This is a genomic window from Psychrobacter glacincola, from assembly GCF_965118485.1.
In the GTDB taxonomy this organism is placed as follows: domain Bacteria; phylum Pseudomonadota; class Gammaproteobacteria; order Pseudomonadales; family Moraxellaceae; genus Psychrobacter; species Psychrobacter glacincola_D.
Genome location: NZ_CBCPJH010000001.1, coordinates 93,588 through 116,871, shown reverse-complemented (window position 1 = coordinate 116,871; position 23,284 = coordinate 93,588). Strand labels below are relative to the sequence as shown.

The window sequence follows — 23,284 nt, the reverse complement described above, 5'->3', positions numbered from 1 at the left end:
CCTGCCCGAGCTTCACCTTATTTCATTTCAGCTTTATTTTATCTAGGACAATGACAATGACAAAAAAAATAACCAGCGATTTTGATCAAGCGGGCTATCCGCGTGATTTAAAAGGCTATGGCGACAATCCTCCAAAAGCTAATTGGCCGGGCGGCGCTAAGATTGCTGTACAGTTTGTGCTAAATATTGAAGAAGGCGCAGAAAACAGTGTCTTGCATGGCGATGGTCAATCAGAGCGTTTTTTATCAGACGTTTTAGGTACACCAGAATTTACTAACCGTCACCAGTCGATCGAATCAGCCTTTGAATATGGTAGTCGTGTTGGCGTTTGGCGCGTCTTAGACGCTTTTAAAGAGTATGGTTTACCTATCACTACCTTTACTTGTGCAGCCGCAGCTGAAAAAACACCACATATCGTCGAGCGCATACTAGAAGACGGTCATGAGATTGCCAGTCACGGTCTGCGCTGGATTACTTATCAATATATGTACCGCGAAACTGAGCGTGAGCATGTACGCCGCGCCACTGAGATTTTCGAGAGTATGGTCGGTAATCAGCCACTTGGCTGGTATACCGGTCGCGATAGCCCAAATACTCGCGAGCTGGTCGCTGAACAAGGCGGCTACATTTATGACTCTGACTCTTATGCCGATGAGCTTCCTTATTGGCTGAATGTTAAAGTAGAAGAAGGCAATAAAATTGCGCGCAAACCGCATCTAGTCATTCCTTATACGCTTGAGACCAATGACATGCGTTTTTCTTCAAGTCCTGGGTTTACCAATGCCGAACCTTTTTATCAATACTTAAAAGACAGCTTCGATACTTTGTATGAAGAAGGTCAAGACACACCAAAAATGCTAACGATTGGTTTGCATTGCCGCATTATCGGTCGTGCTGGTCGCATTAAAGCGCTAAAACAATTTCTACAATACATCACCAGTAAGCCTGACGTTTGGATATGCCGCCGCGATGAAATCGCCAAGCACTGGTATGAAAATCATCCAGCAACGGCTGATAACACCGCCAACTGGATGTAACTATACTGGATGTAACAATAATCATAAAACGTATCATCATATCAATCAGCGCGTACGTAGTAGCAACTACGTAAGCTAAGTGATGATACAATCAAGGCAGTTTATTACCTCAGCTATTTCATTGCGTAAGAATCATATCTTGTGTCCTGTATTTGCCTCGTTTAAATAAGTAAGTGCTAGCGACACTGGGTTTGATTGTTTGTTAATATAAATAACAAACTACGCATAAATTGCCTACCTAATTAACGATAACCATCGTGTAGTACTAGAAAAATCTCTGAATCAAAACCTAATACCGCTATTGACCATTAACGGTCAGGTCTATCATTCAATAAGTTGCTAAAACAACTCAATACATATCATTGTTAATTAATCTAAAGGTGAACTCATGAAAACCACAATAATTGCGCAACCTTTAACTAAAGCTGCTTTTGCTCCTTATGGCTCAGTGATTGAGCCTTATGACGACCAAGAAAAGTGTCCTGAAAACAGCTGGGATATCAATCGTGGCTTTGCCTGTCGCCATGACTCTATCTCAAAAGTCACTCATGATGGCGGAGAAGTTGGTTTTAGTATTTTCCGTACCAAAAGACGTGACTGCCCTATTACCTTATCGGTGATGGAATACCATCCGTTTGGTACGCAAGCCTTCTTTTCTATGAATAGCACAGACTATATAGTCGTTGTGGCAAAAGCGGGCGAGCCACCAAAATCAGTTGATGATTTAGAAGTTTTTTATGCCCGTTCGTATCAAGGTGTGCAGTATGATGCCAATGTTTGGCATCATCCACTACTGGCGCTAAAAGCGGATTGTGATTTCTTAGTAGTCGATCGTATCAATGGTGATGGTAATAACTGCCATGAATTTGAGATTGATGATTGGGAAGTTTGCGTTGATGTCTCTACTGAGGAAGCTAAGTCAAATAGAGCAAAGGAAAATGCTATTTAGAGGTTATATAAATAGTATTTTGACTGTGCTATGAAAAGCTCACTGGTAGCAGAAATAGCAACAATCGATATAAAAAAATATTAAATAAAATTCTCTAGAATGAATATCAAGATTTTTAGAGAAACAACACTCTGTTTTAACGCAGACAACAAGGAAATCAAATCATGTCAACTAAAAGTACTTATTACGCACCTACAGGCGGCTTGCCTCCACAAACACAACTACTATCTGACCGCGCTATCTTCACCGAAGCTTATGCGATTATTCCAAAGCGCGTATTAACAGATATTGTTATCAGCTATCTACCGTTTTGGACAGGTATGCGCATGTGGGTGCTTGCTCGCCCATTGTCAGGTTTCTCTGAGACTTTTTCACAGTATATCGTCGAAGTTGAGCCTAATGGCGGTTCAGAAAAGCCTGAGTTAGATGCTAATGCTGAAGGTGTTATATTCATCGTTGAAGGCGAAATGGATATGACTATCGAAGGTGAAACCCATCATCTCGAATCAGGTGGTTATGCATTCTTACCACCTGGCTGCAAATGGTCATTAAAAAACAACAGCGACAAGCACGTTAAATTCCATTGGATTCGTAAAGCTTATCAACATTGTGAAGGTATTGATGTGCCTGAAGCCTTTGTAACAAGCGACCATGATGTTGAAGCGATTGAAATGCCGGGTACTGATGGCGTTTGGACAACGACTCGATTTACAGAACAGTCTGATATGCGTCACGACATGCATGTAAATATTGTGACTTTTCAACCAGGTGGCGTGATTCCATTTGATGAAACTCATGTGATGGAACATGGTTTGTATGTACTAGAAGGTAAAGCTGTTTATCACTTAAACGGTGAATGGGTAGAAGTTGAAGCAGGCGACTTTATGTGGCTACGCGCATTCTGCCCACAATCTTGCTACGCTGGCGGACCTGGTCCATTCAGATACTTACTATATAAAGACGTGAATCGTCATATGCCGTTTATTCGTCCAGTAAAATAAGCAATCTGGAATAATGACCAAAATAAAAAATAGTATAAAGACATAATCGTTAATTCAAAAGTAAAGCCAGCTAATCGTAATTAGCTGGCTTTTTATTTTTATATTAAATTGAGTATTTTTAAACAGAGCGTTAATAAAGCAATGCTTAAAAAGCCAATCACTACACTTGTTTTTTATGTACTACTGTACTAGAATACTGAAACAAGATAGCTAGTCATCTTCCTTTTTTACTAAGATTAAATATTATGAGTACTGACCCTTACCGTAGCTTATTAAACCATTTAGCCAATTGTCATGAAAGCGCTGATATTGATATGCTGCTAAATGCACTGCTAACCGATAAAGAGCAATTTGAGATTGCCAATCGTATTCGTATTTTTGACTTATTAGAGCGCGGCGTCACTCAACGTGAAATATCTGAACAGTTAGGCGTCGGTATTGCAACGGTCTCGCGTGGTGCCAAAGCTATGCAAATTCACGATGTCAGTGCACTGCTAGCTACTCACAGACAAGACGATTAAGACATCAATCAACGCTACTTACATTTATTTTAGCACTACCTATTTGAATTACTTTGGACCTCGTTATGAACTCTCCTACGCCCCAACATGACCAACCTGCTGCTATTGATATTCCTAGCAAGCCACAACGAATTAAACTCACGCAAGATATTGATTTCTTCGCCTTATTTAAACGTATCGAGCGTGCTTTTGATACTTGTTATTTGCTCGAATCATTGGGCGAAGACAGTCATATGTCGCGTCATCATGCCATTGGTTTTGATCCGGTGATGACCATTACTGCCATTGACCGCACGACGCTTGCCATTACCGATAATAAAAGTGCTGAAACCAAACATTATCAGACAGAAAACCCCTACCAGCTGCTACGTACTATCACTCCACAGCATGTTATTGCCCGTGAGCAGAGCGGCGGTTTGGTCGGTTACTTGGGCTATGACAGCGTCAATTTCTTTGAGCCAAGTGTCAATGCGAAGCCAAGTAAAGACTTTGAACCCTTTAAATTTGGCGTCTATCTAGACGGCTTGACACTGGATAAGATGACGGGTGAAATTTTCTACTTTTATTATCCAACTGCTCAACAAGACAACCGTATCGAGCAAATTAAAGCCTTGCTTGATGAACCAATTCCAAGCTATCAGCCGCCCACTGTTGAATTTTTGGGTGATGGTATGACTCAAGAAGAGCATGCTAAAGTGGTGATGCAAGTTAAAGAAGACATTATCTCAGGGCGTATCTTTCAGTGTGAAGTAGGATTTAAGTCCAAATACCATATTATCGGTGACAAAATGCCTATTTATGAAAAACTGCGTACCGTCAATCCATCACCGCATATGTATTTTATGAAATTTGCCCAGCAGTGCATCATTGGTGCCTCACCGGAATTGTTGTTTCGCTTGCGTCAAGGCGAGATGGAAACCTACCCACTTGCCGGTACCGCAAAGCGCGGCGTCGATGTCGTCGAAGACCGTCAGCTTGCTAGAGCATTACTCAACGATGCCAAAGAAATTGCTGAGCACAATATGCTAGTTGATTTGCACCGCAATGATATTGGGCGCGTCGCACGCTTTGGTACGGTAAAAGTACGTAGCTTAATGGATATCAAACGCTTCTCACACGTACAGCATATTTCCTCTGAAATCGTCGGTATTTTGCATCCTGATGAAGATATGTTTAGCGCCCTTGCCAGCAATTTCCCTGCTGGGACGCTGTCAGGCGCGCCAAAAGTTGAGGCAATTAAAGTCATTAATGAACTAGAGCCAGATGGTCGCGGCGCTTATGGCGGTGCATTGGGTTCATTTAACTTTAATGGTGATTGTATCTTTGCTATCCCCATTCGCAGCTTATTCATCAATGGCGAATCAGCCTATGCGCAAACCTGTGGCGGCAATGTCTATGATTCTAATCCTGCGGATGAATACTTAGAGATTCAGCGCAAGCTTTCGGCCATGAAAGTGGTATTAGATAGCTTTATGAATCCGTAATTAAATATACTTTATCAAAGAGTTTATGACCCATGAATGTTCTAATTATCGATAACTACGACTCGTTTACCTTTAATCTTTACCAATATATTGGCGAGATTTTACAGACGATGGGCGGTAATAAAAAAGCAAACGTCATCGTTAAACGTAATAATGAAATGACGTTAGCAGATGTACAAGCGATGAATCTTGACCGGATTATTATCTCACCCGGTCCTGGTGCGCCTGATGATCCTACCTACTTTGGTATTTGTGCCGAAGTCATCAAAGTCATGGGTAAGACGACACCGCTATTGGGTGTTTGCTTGGGTATGCAGGGTATCGCCCATGTATTTGGCGGTGACGTGGTACGTGCCAGTGTACCTATGCATGGTAAAGTCTCAGCCATTCGCCATGATGGCGCAGGCGTTTATCAAGGCTTACCACAAGAAATAGAAATCATGCGCTATCACTCACTGATGGTACAGGCAAACACGCTACCAGACTGTTTGACTGTCACTGCCGTCGTCGCTAATGAGGCTCATAGTGAATTAAGCTTGGCAGAATCAGCACTAGCGGGTGATGAGATTATGGGACTCCAACATAAAGACTATCCCATTCAAGGCGTACAATTTCATCCTGAATCTTTTGCGACCGAAGGCGCTAAGCGTTTATTGACTAACTTTTTACTACAAGTGTAAACCTAATATGTTTATCTTCAACCTAAATAAATCTAGCTTACCGACATATCAATGGCTGTGGCATGCGATTTTACTTAGTAGCCTAATGCTCGCGACTTCTGTTAGCTCAGCCGTGACGCCTGTAAAAGCAAATTTTATATTAGGGATGGACGTACAAGGTCAACGCTTAAACCTGTATCGAGACTGCAAGGAAGGCAGTGTCACTTGCGACAATATGCTATTAGTTGCCCCTGATTTGGGGCGCTTGTTGCAAACAAAAATGTTGGGTAAGAGAGAGCATAAGTCACCATATACAGTAAAGCTTTATCCCGCTAAAACTAAGCACAGTCTATGTAAAGATGGCATCACCCCTTGTGGTTTTCAGGGGTATAGCTTTAAGGGTGAGGATGTTAATGGATTTATAGATCAAGTAAATAATGAAATATACATAGAGAGCAATCGGACGAAACATAGCGCTACTTTTTCGTATCGAGAAAACTCAACCTATCTGCCATTAGTTTCGCAAGCTGGGCTTATTGATAGGTTATACCAGAATTCTGACAAAGAATTAAACCGTAACTATCTACTTACTCGACGCGACATAATAAAATTCTATGGACAAAGTTCAGCGAATGATTTTAAAGAAAATCAACGTAAATGGGTTGTTGAGCGTTCACAGGATTGCGGAGCTGATGCCAAGCATCTTCCAAGAAACCAAGCTGAAAAAGTCTGTTTTATTCAAAAGAATAATGAACAAATGGAAAGCTATTTCTTATGGATTGATTAAGGCGTGTCCTAATTTTAATAATAGACTTCTTGCATAAGACCAGTGTCTTAGCAAGATTCTTCACGCAGTATTGGGCAACTTTAGCATCAGCAATACCCATTTATGAATCATCAAACACACCCTAATATAAGTGGTTCCATTATAGCAATCTGTTTTAAGTGGTCTATTAATAGGTTTGAAGGGTGAAACAGCTGATTCCCTTGGGGTATACCTTGAAGTTCAAGGAGATGGATTTATGCAGTCAGTAAGTTATACAGATATTAGACATAGTGTACTTGATAGTTTTTACTCAAACTTAGTTTCTAAGCCAGAAACAGATCTAACTTATGATAAGGCGCTAGACTACGTTACTTACAATTTTGAAGTTGGATTTTCAGACGTGGAAATGTTTGTTATAGATTTTGTAGTTTATGTGCTTTGTAGTGATTTTAAAGTGTCCGAAGAGCTCTCACTAATTCTTGAAAGAAAATTATTAACTATTATTAAATCTAAAGATTTTGATTGTTTGATATTTCAAATTAAGCAAGGAGAGGATGATAGAACAGATCTTCTTGCGGATATGTGTATAAAGGGTCTAATATCTCAAGAAAAAATGCATAGTTTACCTGAAAAATAAAGAATTTTGGTTTGTGCCAAGTACCTATTATCATTAACCTGTGGGCTGAAAATTTCATTTAAGCTACTTGCTAAAAACTAATGTAGCTATAGCTATCTGACTCTAGTTCGATGCTTGTATAGCGCACCGATCGTATTCCCATAACACTTATTATCACAATTTGATTAGGATAAATAATGAATAATGATTTTCTCATTACAATCCATGATTATGAATCTGAAGAAAGAAGATGGATGGATATCGAAGATTTTATTGAAACCAAAGGTTTGCAATATATAGACGAATACTTCGATATAGAAACAGATTTTATTTCTAATATCCAAAACTTTAACAATTTCTTCTCAAAAAATAAATATTTTGATTCCTTAATTGCTAAGATTGAAGTTTATGAATACGACTCTGCTTATAATTTCTACAGGCTAGATGGGGATTATAAAAAACTTAAAGAGTTAAGTGAATGTAGTTTCAGCTACATATCTGATTATAACAAAGAGTTTATTTATAGATGTCAATGTAGAGGAATGTGCAGCTTTTGGTTCATAGATGTTTCATCAATGTCCTATATGAAGAATGCTATGGATGCCTTTTTCTTACATGTACATCTTAGCCCTAAAATTGACTTTAAAAGTATATTTAGAAAGAAAAGCAATGTTCTTTATTATTATGATAAAGATACATTAAATACAGATGAAGATTATATATATCCTAAAAACTGTGGTGAAAAAATCTTGTTATAATTTGCGTTGTGGCTCTCTAACCCCTACCATCAATCCAGTAGAAATTAACTTAGGATACTTTAATCATATTCTGTGCTGTAGGTTTTATAACAGTTAAATTCATATCTAACATTAGCAGTTTGATACCTGTGTAGCGCATCAATCACGATAGAATATGTATGGTAAGTACATCATGAAGTACACTGTGACTATTTCAGCGATTTGAAACGTTGATACTATTAACCTACAGCCAAAGGTTTAAGTCCTCCCTAGGGAACCGAACCAGTGAAGGCACCAGTATCTATGTGCTAATATCTATCTGGAATTCACAAGTTGTACCTAACCTACAAGTTATTTATTACAATTTACTGTAAATATCCATGTTCTTTAAGTTCTTCTATCGTTAGAGGCACGAAAGTCACATAACTTTCTGGTTTACCACCTTTCAAAAATCTTGAATAACTGCAAGCAAGGCATAAGAAAGAAAGAAAGAAAGAAAGAAAGAAAGAGGACTATAGCCTTCGTATCTTGTCAATAACACTTCGCCACCACCTTCCGAACCACAGTTTGGACATATATAATCTTTCAGTTCAAAATAAAATAAATGTTCTATATCACTTCTAAGAAACATTGCGAATGTATCTATATCTTTAAATTTTATAGATACTAGACGATTGACAAGCAATTTTACTCTTTCTTCACTAATACTAGCTTGTTCTATTGGATAACAATTTGGATCTAAATTTTTATAATTCAAAAGTCCATAATCAGAGACCGGCGTACTGCTAAAAATTTCTTCATATTCATTAAGCACATATATAATAGTCTTAGAGTATAACAAGGGAGTATTGTTTTTCATGTTAATAAAACTATTCTTGATAAGATCAAATTCTTTGTTGTATTTCATCATTAAAAGCCTTTAACTGGAAAAATTGTTAAAACTACTCAGAATCTTAAGACCTGCTTCCAACACTCTATGTAATCCATGAGGTCTAACTTTATATGAATTTAACTCAAATATTAACTTTGTCTTTTATAATCCTTTGCTTTCTAGTATTTTTCACTCCAATCCTTCCACTGTTTTCCTCTTACTTTATTTCTAGGTAAGGTGCTTGTGATTGTCTTATCCGCTGTTATGTCCTTACCCCAATTGGTTGCCCTGACTGCTATCAGAATCTGTTTTAGTCTTGACCTTACTACCAAGCTCCTTTACCAAATCTGCCATCAACTCCTTATCCGTATGTCTGCTCAAAAAATCCAACAGATTATCAGCTGTGTATTTCTTTAAATCCTCTACTGCATCATTCTCTAAAGCATCTACTAGAAAAGCACCGAGTAGTATTTTTTGTCGTGTTAGCTTCTTATCTAACTTTTTTCTCTATTGATCTTAAGCTCAAGCTCATTAATCTTCTGCTGTTCCTTTAGATCATTACCGCCTAGTAAGCCCATAAGTCTTCCTTAAATTAGCAAATCTATTTATTCTTATAACAGAGTTTATGGTAAATGATTTTATAACAAAAAATCCACTGTGCTGGTTAAGCTAAAATAGCGATACCTTCAGACAAATATATTTAACATATATTAGGGCATATTGAACACAGATTCATTTCGAACGTAAGCGATAAAAACTTATACAAGAGCTCTGAATGAGCCAAAAAAAATCATCAGCCGATCGACTGATGATTTTTTTACGATTAAATGCGTTACAACTGAATAAGCTTATTACAGCTGAATACGCTGCAAAAATGCTTGTGTTCTTGGGTGTTCTGAATCCTCAAATAGCTGTTTTGCACTACCTTCTTCAACGACAACACCATCTTCAATTAAAACAACATGGTCAGCGACATCGCGAGCAAAATTAATCTCATGAGTGACTACGACCATCGTCCAACCCTCAGATGCTAACTGTTTCATGGTTCCCAATACATCTTGTACCAGCTCAGGATCAAGCGCAGAGGTTGGCTCATCGAACAATAATAACGATGGTTCAATAGCAAGCGCACGGGCAATACCAATGCGCTGCTGCTGACCACCAGATAACTGAAACGGATAAAGATCCGCTTTGTCAGACAATCCTACTTTATCAAGCAATGCCAAAGCCTGCTCGCGTGCTTGCGCCTTACTCTGTCCTTGTACTACCGTAGGGCCCAGCATTAAGTTTTCAATCGCTGTTTTATGCGGAAATAAATTATACGACTGAAATACCATCCCTGATTTACGCTGCAAGGCTAATAAAGTCTTTTTATTCGGTTTATTAGCAAAATCGACTGTCAAGCTGCCATCATCAAAAGCGATAACGCCTTGATCTGGAATCTCAAGCGCATTGAGACAACGTAAAAAAGTGGTTTTACCCGATCCTGATGGCCCTAATATCACCACCACTTTACCTTTATGAATGGTCAAATCAATGCCTTTGAGCACCTGATTGCTTCCAAAGGTTTTGTGAATATTGGTGACTTTAATCATAAAGGTTTCCGCTTACAAATTAGAAAAACATATTGATTAGAAAAATATAGCATACGATATATAGATTATTTAGCGATGTAACGATCAAGTCTGATTTCCAGCCTGCCTTGGATAAAGGTCAAGAACAGACAAATACCCCAATAAATAACCGCCGCTTCCGTATAAACCAGCATAAACTCGTAGTTACGCGCGGTAATGATTTGAGCTTGTTTAAACAGCTCAGTCACCAATACAAGGGATGCCAAAGACGTATCTTTTACCAAACTAATAAAGGTATTAGATAGCGGTGGCACCGATACCCGTAGTGCTTGTGGCAAGATAACGTGGCGGAAGGTTTGTAAATACGTCAAACCAACCGTCGAACCAGCTTCCCACTGCCCTTTTGGAATAGACAAAATCGAAGCGCGTACCGTTTCTGACGCGTAAGCACCGATATTCAGCGAGAAAGCAATAATCGCTGAAGGAAAGGGGTCAAGCTTGACCCCAACGCTTGGCAGCCCATAGAAGATAATAAACAGCTGAACCAGCATTGGTGTCCCACGAATGGCGGACACATAAATACGGGCAAGTCTGTAAATAATCTCATGGAACCAACCAGCGCGCGGGACGATACGAATCAGTGCCACTGCCAGCGCAATGGCCATACCAATCGCAAATGAGATCAATGCCAACGGTATTGAGTAGTAGATACCGCCTTTGAGCATCGGCCAAAAGGACGAGATAACAATCTGCGCCCGCTCAGGACTCATAAACGGCAATAATGCCAATAAATCTGCTAACACTGACGTTATAGAAGCCAGCATTATTTTTGTTGACTTATATCAGCACCAAAAAACTCTTGGCTCAGTTTGGTGAGCGTACCATCAGCCGCCAATGCTGCCATAGCTTCGTCTAATTTTGCTAACACCGCATCATCACCTTTTATCAACACTATTCCTGAACCAGTTTGCTCAATGACAGGGGCAGTCAGTTTAATCTCAAGCGCCGCGTCTGGGAATTTTTTCAAATAATCTAATACCGCCAGATTATCATTCATCGTAAAGTCTGCGCGACCTTGTTTGACCAATTGGATCGCTTGTGCCATACCATCGACAGGGACGATTTCGGCTTTGTAGCGCTCTGCAAGCTCACCATAGTTACTGGTCAGTGATTGAGCGCTACGCAAGCCTTTTAACGATTCCCACGAGCTATAACGGTTATCATCCTTTGGTGCTAAAACGACTGCACCTGACCAACTATAAGCCGTGGCTTTATCATATTTTGCTAAACGCTCAGGCGTGGTCAAGCTAACTTGGTTGGCAACCATATCAAAGCGTTTTGAATCAAGACCTGCAAGCATCGCATCCCACTGAGTTTCTTGAAACTCAACCTTCACGCCCAGTTTGTCAGCAACGGCACGCGTGACTTCGACATCATAGCCGGTCAGCTTACCGCTCTCATCATGATAGGTGAATGGAGGATACGTACCTTCGGTACCGACGTTGATAGTGCCTCCACTATTGATACGCTGTAGCAAATCAGAACCAGCGCTCGCAGCCGTGTCGGTCGCCTTAGTTTCGGCATCATTAGTAGTAGACTGACCACAAGCGGCAAGCAGCATAGTACTGGCAGTAAGGGCTAAGAGAGTACGACGTTTCATAAGACGTCCTTATAGTAATAGATAAGAGTGATTAGATAAATTACATGAATAAATCAAAACTGTATCGTGATAATAAAAGTATACCAACCAATAAATGAAAACCGCTATAGATAGATATCATTATAAAACATCTACTCTATATTATTTTGCTTTGGTTGCTCAATTTGAGGATACCTAGCTCAATTTTCAATACCAGTTTTAGCTTATTGTTAACTTTTAGATTTTTTAGGCAAAACTTCATACTGCCGATCATATAGCATCTTATTTATATACTAACGCAATTGAGAAATAATAAACGTACAAAAACAGTGAGCAGGCGTAAGATTATTATAGCTCACCTGAGAACTGGTAGCGATCGCCAGCATGCCACATTTTGACAAAGGTCAATACCTGACCCGCTGAATAGGTTTGGCGACGCAATACTAACGTCGGCGACTGCGCTGCGATCTGTAGTGCCTCAGCAACCTCATCGGGCGCTGCCAAAGCTCGAATAGTATAGCTACCACGCTCCAGTGGGCTTTTAGCAATGAGGTAATCGCTGGTATTAACCACACTAAAATCTTGCTCAATAAATCTTGGTACCTTCACGGCATCTACCCAACGCTCTTCAAACTGTATCGGCTGCCCATCAGCAAAATGGATAATTTTTACCTCATATAAAACAGGCGTTTGATTATCAATATTTTCTATACTCTTAATATCATCAACTTCTTTTAAATCAAAAGACTCAATCATCTTCTCAAGACCAAATTTACGTCGCAGCTCTTCATCCAACATAGCGCCAGTAATGGCACGCTTGCTCACAACTTGTGCTTGATAATCACGATTGGCCGATTTTAAATCTTGAGCGATATTACGCACTTCCACAAAAGTATGATTGAACTGCTGCTGCGCGACAAACGTTCCTGACCCCTGCCTGCGCTCCAATACGCGCTCTTCACTCAACTCTTTTAAGGCGCGGTTGACCGTCATACGTGAGACGCCAAACTCTTCTGCTAGTGCCATTTCTGTAGAAATCGCATTACCTGCCTGCCATTTACCAGAATGAATATTGGCTAATATCGCATTTTTAATCCGCTGATACGCTGGAGTCGCCTTTGTCATATCTGTTGTTAACCGTTAATTTTACCAAAAATAATAACGCCATAGTAGCACGAGATAATCGCACAAGCCTCAGCAAAAGCACAGAGTAACTGTCTATCTACCAAATCGCTCACAAAAATAATAGATTAATCAAGAAAAAAAACTTGCATGAAAAAATGATTCCTGATAATTTGTATATACAACTTTACGGCAGTACTAATAAATTCGATTTTAGCTTCATAGTTTATGAATTTAACAAACTGACTGTGCAAGATTTGCTTTCCCGATTGCTCCAATAGATTCCACAAGGATATGATGATGATGACTGACAATGGATTGAATAAAACACCTGGATATACCCGCCGTGACGAGAGTCGCAATATTGCCGCGCCGACTGGTAGTACTTTACATTGTAAAAGCTGGCTAACCGAAGCGCCTTATCGCATGCTACAAAATAATCTGCATCCCGACGTCGCTGAAAACCCGAAAAGCTTGGTCGTCTATGGTGGTATCGGACGCGCAGCTCGTAATTGGGAAAGCTATGATCAAATCCTAGCGTCATTAAAAGAATTAGAAGATGACGAAACGTTATTGGTGCAATCTGGTAAGCCTGTTGGCGTATTTCAAACTCATGAAAATGCGCCGCGTGTGCTGATTGCCAACTCTAACCTTGTGCCACGCTGGGCGACGTGGGAGCATTTCAATGAGCTGGACCGTAAAGACTTGATGATGTACGGTCAGATGACTGCGGGGAGTTGGATTTATATTGGCACCCAAGGCATCGTCCAAGGTACTTATGAGACTTTTGTTGAAGCAGGTCGTCAACATTATGACGGTAGTTGGGCAGGACGTTGGATTTTAACTGCTGGTCTTGGCGGGATGGGCGGCGCGCAACCATTGGCCGCGACCTTTGCTAGGGCAACTTCTCTAAATATCGAATGTCAACAGTCTAGTATCGATTTTCGTTTACGTACCGGTTATGTCGATAAGCAAGCCGACAACCTTGACCATGCTTACGAGCTTATCAAGCAGCATACTGACGCTGGTGAAGCGGTTTCTATTGCCCTACTTGGCAATGCAGCAGATATCTTGCCTGAGATGGTCAAACGCGCCAATGCAGGAGGCATGAAGCCTGACTTGGTCACTGACCAAACCTCAGCACATGACTTGATTAATGGTTATCTGCCAAGTGGCTGGACCGTTGAAGAATGGAAGGCCGCTCAAGAAAATCCAGAGCAACATGCAGCGCTAACCAAAGCAGCTGCGGCATCTTGCGCGGTACACGTACAGGCGATGCTAGATCTACAAGACATGGATATTCCAACGACGGATTATGGTAATAACATTCGTCAGGTGGCTTTTGATGAAGGGGTTAAAGATGCCTTTAATTTCCCAGGTTTTGTACCGGCTTATATACGTCCGCTGTTTTGCCAAGGTAAAGGCCCTTTTCGCTGGGTCGCATTATCAGGTGATCCAGAAGATATCTATAAAACCGATCAAAAGATTAAAGAGCTATTCCCTGAAAACCAACATATCCATCGCTGGCTCGATATGGCAAAAGAACGTATTCAGTTTCAAGGATTGCCTGCACGTATTTGCTGGTTAGGTCTTGGTGAGCGTGATAAAGCGGGTCTTGCCTTTAATGAGATGGTCAAAAATGGTGAGCTAAAGGGCCCTATCGTTATCGGTCGTGATCATTTAGATACCGGCTCTGTCGCCAGCCCTAATCGCGAAACAGAAAGCATGAAAGATGGCTCAGACGCCGTATCTGATTGGGCGCTATTGAACGGTATGCTTAATGTCGCAGGCGGTGCTACTTGGGTATCTCTGCATCATGGCGGCGGTGTTGGCATGGGTTATTCGCAGCACTCTGGTATGGTTATCGTGGCAGACGGTACTGATGCGGCAGCAAAACGCTTAGCACGCGTACTGGTCAATGATTGTGGTTCAGGTGTCATGCGCCATGCCGATGCAGGCTATGAGCTGGCGATTAAGACCGCTAAAGAGTACGGCTTAAATCTACCCATGATTAAGTAGTCATTACAATGGCTTTTGATTGATTTGATTGGCAGGCGCGTTGCTTTAAGTAGCGCGCCACAAAGCCTTAAATGATTGGCAAAGCATTCATCTCTATATTTTAATGAATTAGCTTTAACGTATTAGCTGTTAATTACCTACCCATCGTGCGTAGTAAGCGCCGTAAATGGTCACTAGTTTTTGTTATTAGTCATATTTGTAACAACAGTGCTGTCCGTCTACCGCTCCTAAACATAGTGGTTCATACATTATCAAGGAGGATAATATGGCTGAGCAAGATATTGCGCAAGCTGCTAACCCTACGCTAAACACCTCACCATCTGAAAAACTTCTGTCCAAACCGATTGCTCTTTTGCAATTGATTGTCTTTAGTGCGATAGGTTTAGTAACGTTTTTTGTGCCTTTTACTATCGGTGATAAAAGCACTATTTTATTTGATCATGGCGCGACCTATTTGGTCAGCCAACAGCATACTGTGGCAGTCGGCTTATTATTTTTATTGATGGTCTATGGCGTAGGTAAACCTTTCTATGATGGCTCGTGGCGCAAAAACATCACCAATACCATATTGACCGTCTTTAAAGTAATTGGCTTGGTACTCGCCGTTATGTACGTAACCGGTGCGGCGCCTGACTTTATGATGGAAAAGGACATGCTGCCGTTTTTATTTGAAAAACTGGCACTACCGGTTGGCATGATTGTCCCTCTTGGCGCTTTGATTTTGGCATTTTTAGTCGGGTTTGGCTTACTTGAGATGGTTGGCGTACTGATGCAACCCATCATGAAGCCTATCTGGAGAACCCCAGGCGCTTCAGCAATTGACGCGGTTGCCTCTTTTGTCGGCAGTTATTCTATTGGTTTATTAATCACCAACCGTGTTTATCTACAAAAGCAATATTCTGCGCGTGAAGCTATTATCATCGCGACTGGATTTTCTACGGTATCAGCAGCATTCATGGTAATTGTCGCCAAAACACTCGGTCTGATGGAGCTTTGGAATCTGTTTTTTTGGTCAACGCTGGTGATTAACTTTATCGTCACTGCCATCACCGCCCGTATTCCACCGATTAACCGCTTTAATAATGATGTTGAACGTCCACATTTAGATTATAAGAGAGGCACGCGCTTAAAAGCAGCGTATGAGCTGGGTTTATCCACTTCACGCAGTGCAACCGATCTCAAACAAATTTTATGGTCTAATTTTCGTGATGGTTTGACCATGGCAGCAGCTATTGTGCCCTCTATCATCGCCGTTGGATTGACCGGATTATTACTGGCTAAGTATACGCCGGTATTTGACGCTTTAGGTCTACTACTTTACCCCTTTACCTGGTTAGGTGGTTTGCCAGAACCGCTCGTCGCGGCTAAGGGAATGTCAGCTGGATTGGCTGAGATGTTCTTGCCAGCTTTATTACTTAGTGAAGCTGATATATTGACCCGTTATGTCGCCGGCGTCATCTCTATTAGTAGCGTGCTGTTCTTTTCTGCCATGATTCCTTGCGTACTAGCCACTGAGATTCCCATCTCTGTTGGTAAAATGGTCATCGTTTGGTTCCAGCGTGTGGTACTTAGTATTTTACTGGCAGCCGCCTTTGGACATCTAGCGATTTATTTTGGTTGGATAAGTTAAGAAGAGTCAAATAACATCACTATAAATAGTATATAGACAACCAATAATATAATTAATCTAGCACCTAAAACTAGGATTACTCTTATGACTGATATCAAAAAAATAATACTACAGCCACGTCAATTAAGCTTTGCGATGCTGCGCGATATTTACGAGCGACCTATTATATTGACACTACCTGACAGCGCTTATGAAGCGATAGATGCCTCACACCAAGATGTACGCACCATCATTGCGCGTGATAAGAGCGCTTATGGTATCAATACCGGCTTTGGTCTTTTAGCAAAAACCCGTATCAGTGATGATCAGCTTGAGCTCCTTCAACGCAACCTTATCGTTTCTCACTCGGTGGGTACTGGTGAGGCATTGCCAGATAGCGTGGTTCGATTGATTATGGTCATGAAAGTTGCCAGTTTGGCGCAAGGCTTCTCTGGTGTACGTCGCGAGGTAGTTGATAGTTTACTTGGCTTAATTAACCATCAAATCACACCAAACATTCCTACCAAAGGCTCAGTTGGCGCCTCAGGAGATCTCGCACCTTTATCGCATATGACGCTAGCAATGATGGGCGAAGGCGACGTCTATGTCGCTGGTAAAAAAATACCCGCCGCTGAGGCGTTAGCGCAGCATGGTCTTGAGCCCATCACTCTAGCTGCCAAAGAAGGTCTTGCCCTTATTAATGGTACGCAAGTATCAACCGCACTGGCATTACGGGGTTATTTCTTAGCGCGTGACTTGCTTGAGACAGCAACCATCGTCGGCTCACTGTCTATCGATGCCGCTAAAGGCTCAGATGCCCCGTTCGATGCCCGTATTCATGAAGTACGTGGTCATCATGGTCAAATTGAAATCGCAAAAGCGCACCGTCAGCTCATTAAAGGTAGCGCCATTCGTGCCTCCCATGACGGCGAGCAAGATGATAGAGTACAAGATCCTTACTGCTTGCGTTGTCAGCCGCAAGTGATGGGTGCCTGCCTTGATATCATCAATCAAGCAGGTAAAACACTGTTGATTGAATCGAATGCCGTCACCGACAACCCACTTATCTTTAACAATGAAGACGGTCCTGTTGCCATCTCAGGTGGTAACTTCCATGCTGAACCAGTTGCCTTTGCTGCTGATATTTTAGCCTTAGCCATTGCCGAGATTGGTTCTATGTCTGAACGCCGTATCGCCTTGCTTATCGATGCCACTCTATCAGGTGGCTTACCGCCATTCTTAGTTGATAATGCTGGGTTAAATTCAGGCTTTATGATTGCCCATGTGACCGCTGCAGCACTTGCTTCAGAAAACAAATCTATCGCCCATCCTGGCAGTGTCGATAGTATCCCAACTTCTGCCAACCAAGAAGATCATGTATCGATGGCAACCTATTGCGCACGACGCTTATATGAAATGGCGCAAAATACTGCCACTATTATCGGTATTGAGTTATTGGCTGCCGGTCAAGGAATCGACTTCCATCGCGGATTAGATACATCAGACGCATTGACGACTGCGCATCAAAAGCTGCGTGAACAAGTGACTTTTTATGATAAAGACCGCTACCTAGCGCCTGATATCGAAGCGGCAAAGCAATTAGTATTAGCTGGCATCCTTGCTGAGCATTGGCAGTCATTACGTAGCAATTGGTATGAGTCTAAGTAAAATGTTAACTGATTAAAGGAGATCGTTGATGACTACAATAAATGTTAGCCACACGGCAGCGGATATGAATCGATGGACAGGACGCGCAGAGCCGTTCGAAACTACCCGTGCCTGCTATTGGTATCAGTTGGCTCAGCCTTATGCGTTTGATGATGCTATACCAAGGACAGGACAGCGTATTGGGCTGGTCGGTTTCGCTTGTGACCAAGGTGTCAGACGCAATCAAGGACGCGTCGGCGCAAGAGCAGCACCGCCGTTGATTCGTCAGGCGTTTGCTACGCTTCCAGTCATCTCTGATTTACAACAGCGCTTTGATGGTCAACTGCCAACCTTATTAGGTGATGCAGGCGACATTCATTGCCATGATAATGATGACTTTGCTTCAAGTACGCTCGAGCAAGCGCAAGTAAAGTACGCCAATACAGTAAGCCAGATTATCGAACAAGGCGGATTGCCCATTGGTCTTGGCGGTGGTCATGCCATCGCTTATGGTAGCTTTTTAGGATTATGGCAGGCGCTACAGCAAACAGATGCTACCAAGGATACAGACTCACAGCCACGTATTGGTATTATCAACTTTGATGCGCATTTAGATATTCGTCAGTCTGATGTCGCCACCTCAGGTACGCCATTTCGACAAATTGCAGAGCATCTTACTGAGCAAGGTCAGCCATTTCACTATTGCTGTATCGGTGTTAGTCGTTTTTCTAACACCGCAGCGCTCTTTGATCGTGCTGAGCAATTAGGTGTGCATATCATCAGTGATGAAGATTGCACCCATAAGAAATGGAAAAAAATTGCTACTCAAATAACAAGTTTCATCGATAGCGTTGATATTATTTATTTAACCATTGATATGGATTGCTTGCCATCAAGTGTTGTTCCGGGTGTTAGTGCGCCAGCTGCCTATGGTATTGAGCTAAGTTTCGTTGAGCGCGCGGTCAAACTTATTTTGTCCTCAGGAAAAGTGAAAGTAGCGGATATTGCTGAGATTAATCCAACCTTTGATATTGATTCGCGTAGCTGTAAAGTTGCGGCGAGACTATTAGCAACTATTATTGAGCAGCATTTACTGACCTTATAGATAAAGGCTGATATATCAAACTTTAAAGATAAATTTGATATATTCATCTGATGATCACTATTAAGCAGGAGCTTATTATGAACAACGCTAGCAAACAGATAATTGACGACTCTATCAATACTACAGACGCTATGGATAGCTTGATAGCCTTTGACCACATCATTATCAATGCCAATCTCGCAACCTTTTCAGCGCAATACGGGTTTGACATTAATAATGACAATCAAAATAAAATCACAGCTTATGGTCAATTAGAAAATGCCGCTATTGGTATTAAAGGCGGCAAAATTGCATGGATTGGGGCGCATACGCAAATAAAACCCCATCTCACGCATTATCAAAATCAACAAATCACAGACGCTGATGGTCATTGGGTAACGCCTGGATTGATCGACTGTCATACTCATATCGTCTATGGCGGCAATCGCAGCAATGAGTTTGAAGCGCGTCTACACGGTGCCAACTATCAAGATATCGCCGCTCAAGGTGGGGGTATTGTCTCAACGGTTCGTTCCACTCGTAGTGCCAGTAGCGATGAGTTATTTGCACAAAGTGAAAAGCGCCTGCTTGCATTAATCAAAGAAGGTGTGACCAGTATCGAGATTAAGTCGGGCTATGGCTTAGATTTAGATACTGAACGTAAAATGCTAACAGTCGCGCGCAAGCTTGGTAAAAAGCATAATATCCATGTTAGTACCACTTATTTAGCCGCTCATGCGCTGCCCCCTGAATATAAAGACCGTGCCGATGACTATATTGAGCAAGTTTGCGAATGGCTACCGATTTTACATAGCGAAGGCTTGATTGATGCGGTCGATGGTTTTTGTGAAAACATCGCCTTTACTGCTGAACAAATTAAGCGCGTTTTTGAGGTTGCATGCTCGTTAGGTCTACCAGTTAAACTGCATTCTGAGCAGCTATCAAATATCGGTGCTAGCGCTTTGGTAGCAGAATATAAAGGATTATCAAGCGATCATCTTGAACATTTAGTAGAAGACGATATCAAAAAAATGGCAGCAAGCAATACGGTTGCCGTGCTATTACCGGGCGCGTTTTATACGCTACGTGATACTAAGTTACCACCGATAGCAGCGCTACGTCAGCATCAAGTACCCATGGCGGTTTCAACCGACTGTAACCCAGGCACCTCACCGCTGACCTCGCTATTACTAGCGATGAATATGGGCTGTACGCTATTTTATATGACTCCTGAAGAAGTATTGGCAGGAGCAACGACTCATGCTGCTAAAGCACTTGGTCTATCGCATAAAGGGCGAATAGAAATTGGCTACGATGCAGATTTGGCGCTTTGGGATATCACGCGCCCTGCTGATCTTGCCTATCAAATGGGTCTGAATCCTATTGAAGGTATTATGATCAAAGGTCAATGGCGCTGAACCTTATCACTTTATCCTTCTCTTTTAAATCGTAAAAAGCCCCAATCAATGATTGGGGCTTTTTGATTTATAACACTAGCAATTTATGTTTTGGCACAATTTATGAACTGCTAAAAGTTAAATCTTTCTTAGTTCAAGATACCATAAGCAACTATGGCGTCAGCAACACGTTTAAAGCCGACGATATTGGCGCCAGTCATATAATCGATATAGCCTTTATCAGTTTGATGGTATTTTTCTGAAGCGTCAGCAGCGCAGTCATGAATATTTTTCATAATGCCTTTTAAACGCTCGTCAATTTCCTCAAAGGTTTTGTACTGACGTACTGAATTTTGTGACATCTCAAGACCCGATACCGCAACACCGCCCGCATTTGCCGCTTTACCAGGAGCATAGTGCACGCGGTGCAAACGAATATGATCAATGGCTTCTGCAGTCAGTGGCATGTTGGCACCTTCGACCACATACTTGATACCGTTTTCAACCATCAGCTTAGCATCTTCTTCAGTCACTTCGTTTTGCGTGGCTGATGGAATAGCGATATCGCCTTTAATATGCCATGGCTTTTGACCTACAAACCACTCACCGCCATAAACAGCAACGTAATCTGCTAACGGTTTGCTTTTCTCTTTTTGGGCTTTTAACCAGTTGATTTTTTCTTGATTTAGACCGGTTTCATCATACAAGGTACCTTGTGAGTCAGATACAGTAACGACAACACCGCCAAGCATGTGGGCTTTTTCAGCAGCATGTAGAGAAACGTTACCTGCACCTGAAACCAATACTCGTTTGCCGTCAATATGCTCGTTCTGAGCTTTTAGCATATTTTCTAAAAAGTAAACCGCGCCATAACCAGTGGCTTCTGTACGCATCAAACTACCACCGAAACCCACGCCTTTACCGGTCAAAACACCGCCGTATTCGCGCGTTAAGTTTTTATACATGGCAAACATATAGCTGATTTCACGTCCGCCCACGCCGATATCACCCGCTGGTACGTCTACATCTTTGTTAATATAAGGATGCAACTCACGCATAAAAGCGTAGCAAAAACGGCGAATTTCGTTGTCTGTTTTGCCTTTAGGATCGAAATCAGAGCCACCTTTAGCGCCGCCCATTGGTAAGCCAGTCAAAGCATTTTTAAAAATTTGCTCAAATCCTAAGAATTTCAACACCGATTGATTGGCCGTTGGATGAAATCTGATGCCACCTTTATAAGGACCCAAAGCGTTACTAAATTGGACGCGCCAGCCGCGATTTACTTGTACTTCACCCTTATCATTTTCCCAGTTGATACGAAACGCGATTACGCGGTCAGGCTCAACCAGACGTTCAAAAACTTGAAAAGTATCATATTCGGGATGAGTGTCGTATAGCGGAGCAATCGTAATTGCAACTTCTTTTACTGCCTGAATAAACTCAGGTTGATGGGCATAACGTGCTTCGACTTTTTTGATTGCCTGACTGATACTCATATAGGTTCCTTAGGTAAAGATTGAAATCGTACTGATTTACACCGACGCTTTATCGCATACCTGCAAGCGATAGGATTGTAAACGCTGATGTGGGATTTAAAGTCGCCCCTATACGCTATTTGCATTTGGTATAGAAACTGGTGGGATTAGAAGTTAACTGATTGTGTGTCTAAATATTAAACCCAGAAGCATAAACAATTTTTTCTTATATCTATATAGCACTTTTTTAATGTATAAGTCTAGTAAATATCGTCATCATCGAAATTTATGAGCCAGTTTTTTTATAATTATAATATATAGATCTTGATATACAGCGCTTGTAGTAATGAGAACTGAATAGTCAAAATAAACACTGCTTTAGTAATATCTTAAACTTTGCAATAAGCTTACATACTATGTCAGTTTTCTGGATTTACCTCTTTTATATCTCCATCGAATTATAAAGAATACACATGAATTCCTAAAGATAACAAACTTTTATTTGCTCTCTAATAAATTTTAAAACTATAACGTCAAAATGGCGCTTATATCTCCCTTTTGACTATATCCTTATCGTTTTTAAGGGTTTATAATGTTATCCTTCAGTTACAGGATATATCAAATATTACCCATATTTATATTATTTATTAATAATTCGTTACAGAGAAATCGATATGCGCACAGATTCATTCCAGCAAATCTTGGAAGACCTAAACAGCTCATCAGCCGATGTTGAAGCATCTGCCCTCATCTCTAACGATGGTCTAATGATTGCCTCTGCATTGCCAACAGGCGTCGACGAAGATCGTGTTGGTGCTATGTCAGCAGCATTATTATCACTAGGTGATCGTGCTGGACGCGAATTGGCTCGTGGTAGCATCGACCGTATCATGATTCAAGGTGAAAAAGGCTACGTGATTATGACTTCATCAGGTGATGAAGCAGTACTGACGATTATGGCAAAACCAAATGCTAAGCTTGGCTTGATATTCTTAGATATCAAACGTGCTTCTGAAGCCCTGGCAAAACTTATATAATAAGTTTAGGTGCAAAATATTGATGCTGACCCCTATCTCA

General features: G+C 41.4%; 21 protein-coding genes. 15 read left to right on the top strand and 6 right to left on the bottom strand.

Features of this window, described 5'->3' with window-relative positions:
• Positions 1-56: 56 nt before the first annotated feature.
• The 9 genes from puuE (at position 57) to ACMHKH_RS00505 (ending at position 7,791) form a co-directional block, all read left to right on the top strand.
• Entirely contained in the window at positions 57-1,037 is a 981-nt protein-coding gene (gene puuE / locus ACMHKH_RS00545; protein ID WP_413518732.1) for an allantoinase PuuE, read from the top strand.
• 388 nt (positions 1,038-1,425) lie between these two features.
• Positions 1,426-1,986: an ureidoglycolate lyase gene (locus ACMHKH_RS00540; RefSeq protein WP_413518731.1), complete on the top strand. Its 561-nt coding sequence runs from the start codon at positions 1,426-1,428 to the stop codon at positions 1,984-1,986.
• A gap of 164 nt (positions 1,987-2,150) precedes the next feature.
• A complete protein-coding gene (locus ACMHKH_RS00535) occupies positions 2,151-2,987 on the top strand; it encodes a bifunctional allantoicase/(S)-ureidoglycine aminohydrolase (RefSeq protein WP_413518730.1) in 837 nt (278 codons plus the stop codon).
• Positions 2,988-3,232: 245 nt separating this feature from the next.
• Positions 3,233-3,508 carry a Trp family transcriptional regulator gene (locus ACMHKH_RS00530; protein ID WP_413518729.1) on the top strand — a complete coding sequence of 92 codons (276 nt, stop codon included), beginning with the start codon at positions 3,233-3,235 and terminating at the stop codon, positions 3,506-3,508.
• 65 nt (positions 3,509-3,573) lie between these two features.
• The gene (locus ACMHKH_RS00525) at positions 3,574-4,992 is read left to right on the top strand and encodes an anthranilate synthase component I family protein (protein WP_413518728.1); all 1,419 of its coding nucleotides are present in this window, start codon (positions 3,574-3,576) and stop codon (positions 4,990-4,992) included.
• 32 nt (positions 4,993-5,024) lie between these two features.
• Entirely contained in the window at positions 5,025-5,672 is a 648-nt protein-coding gene (locus ACMHKH_RS00520; protein WP_413518727.1) for an anthranilate synthase component II, read from the top strand.
• 7 nt (positions 5,673-5,679) lie between these two features.
• Positions 5,680-6,438 carry a lysozyme inhibitor LprI family protein gene (locus ACMHKH_RS00515; RefSeq protein ID WP_413518726.1) on the top strand — a complete coding sequence of 253 codons (759 nt, stop codon included), beginning with the start codon at positions 5,680-5,682 and terminating at the stop codon, positions 6,436-6,438.
• 235 nt (positions 6,439-6,673) lie between these two features.
• Positions 6,674-7,054 (top strand): hypothetical protein, encoded by a 381-nt coding sequence (locus ACMHKH_RS00510; protein ID WP_413518725.1) that lies wholly within the window; start codon positions 6,674-6,676, stop codon positions 7,052-7,054.
• A gap of 176 nt (positions 7,055-7,230) precedes the next feature.
• Complete coding sequence (locus ACMHKH_RS00505; RefSeq protein WP_413518724.1) at positions 7,231-7,791, top strand: hypothetical protein; 561 nt, start codon at positions 7,231-7,233, stop codon at positions 7,789-7,791.
• Positions 7,792-8,215: 424 nt separating this feature from the next.
• Here ACMHKH_RS00505 and ACMHKH_RS00500 read toward each other — a convergent pair whose 3' ends face one another.
• The 5 genes from ACMHKH_RS00500 to ACMHKH_RS00480 all read right to left on the bottom strand — a co-directional run bounded on the left by ACMHKH_RS00500 (position 8,216) and on the right by ACMHKH_RS00480 (position 12,979).
• On the bottom strand, positions 8,216-8,677 hold the full coding sequence (locus ACMHKH_RS00500) for a hypothetical protein (protein ID WP_413518723.1): 462 nt from the start codon (positions 8,675-8,677) through the stop codon (positions 8,216-8,218).
• Between the two features lie 815 nt (positions 8,678-9,492).
• Complete coding sequence (locus ACMHKH_RS00495; RefSeq protein ID WP_413518722.1) at positions 9,493-10,236, bottom strand: amino acid ABC transporter ATP-binding protein; 744 nt, start codon at positions 10,234-10,236, stop codon at positions 9,493-9,495.
• Between the two features lie 65 nt (positions 10,237-10,301).
• Positions 10,302-10,985, bottom strand: coding sequence for an amino acid ABC transporter permease (locus ACMHKH_RS00490; protein ID WP_413518803.1), 684 nt, complete (start codon positions 10,983-10,985; stop codon positions 10,302-10,304).
• Positions 10,986-11,038: 53 nt separating this feature from the next.
• Positions 11,039-11,875, bottom strand: a complete 837-nt coding sequence (locus ACMHKH_RS00485; protein ID WP_413518721.1) for an amino acid ABC transporter substrate-binding protein — start codon at positions 11,873-11,875, stop codon at positions 11,039-11,041.
• A gap of 327 nt (positions 11,876-12,202) precedes the next feature.
• Complete coding sequence (locus ACMHKH_RS00480) at positions 12,203-12,979, bottom strand: UTRA domain-containing protein (protein ID WP_413518720.1); 777 nt, start codon at positions 12,977-12,979, stop codon at positions 12,203-12,205.
• A 300-nt stretch (positions 12,980-13,279) separates the two neighbouring features.
• Here ACMHKH_RS00480 and hutU point away from each other — a divergent pair, with 300 nt between their 5' ends.
• The 5 genes from hutU (at position 13,280) to hutI (ending at position 20,753) form a co-directional block, all read left to right on the top strand.
• On the top strand, positions 13,280-14,995 hold the full coding sequence (hutU, locus tag ACMHKH_RS00475; protein ID WP_413518802.1) for a urocanate hydratase: 1,716 nt from the start codon (positions 13,280-13,282) through the stop codon (positions 14,993-14,995).
• Between the two features lie 265 nt (positions 14,996-15,260).
• Positions 15,261-16,625, top strand: coding sequence for a YjiH family protein (locus tag ACMHKH_RS00470; RefSeq protein ID WP_413518719.1), 1,365 nt, complete (start codon positions 15,261-15,263; stop codon positions 16,623-16,625).
• An 84-nt stretch (positions 16,626-16,709) separates the two neighbouring features.
• Positions 16,710-18,272 (top strand): histidine ammonia-lyase, encoded by a 1,563-nt coding sequence (gene hutH / locus ACMHKH_RS00465; protein WP_413518718.1) that lies wholly within the window; start codon positions 16,710-16,712, stop codon positions 18,270-18,272.
• A 28-nt stretch (positions 18,273-18,300) separates the two neighbouring features.
• Positions 18,301-19,356, top strand: a complete 1,056-nt coding sequence (hutG, locus tag ACMHKH_RS00460; RefSeq protein WP_413518717.1) for a formimidoylglutamase — start codon at positions 18,301-18,303, stop codon at positions 19,354-19,356.
• A gap of 131 nt (positions 19,357-19,487) precedes the next feature.
• Positions 19,488-20,753 (top strand): imidazolonepropionase, encoded by a 1,266-nt coding sequence (gene hutI, locus ACMHKH_RS00455; protein ID WP_413518801.1) that lies wholly within the window; start codon positions 19,488-19,490, stop codon positions 20,751-20,753.
• Positions 20,754-20,881: 128 nt separating this feature from the next.
• On the opposite strand, the gene gdhA is transcribed toward hutI, so the two are convergent.
• On the bottom strand, positions 20,882-22,228 hold the full coding sequence (gdhA, locus tag ACMHKH_RS00450; RefSeq protein ID WP_413518716.1) for an NADP-specific glutamate dehydrogenase: 1,347 nt from the start codon (positions 22,226-22,228) through the stop codon (positions 20,882-20,884).
• Positions 22,229-22,881: 653 nt separating this feature from the next.
• Between gdhA and ACMHKH_RS00445 the strand changes: the two genes are divergently transcribed.
• Positions 22,882-23,244 (top strand): roadblock/LC7 domain-containing protein, encoded by a 363-nt coding sequence (locus ACMHKH_RS00445; protein WP_010201036.1) that lies wholly within the window; start codon positions 22,882-22,884, stop codon positions 23,242-23,244.
• The last annotated feature ends 40 nt before the right edge of the window (positions 23,245-23,284 follow it).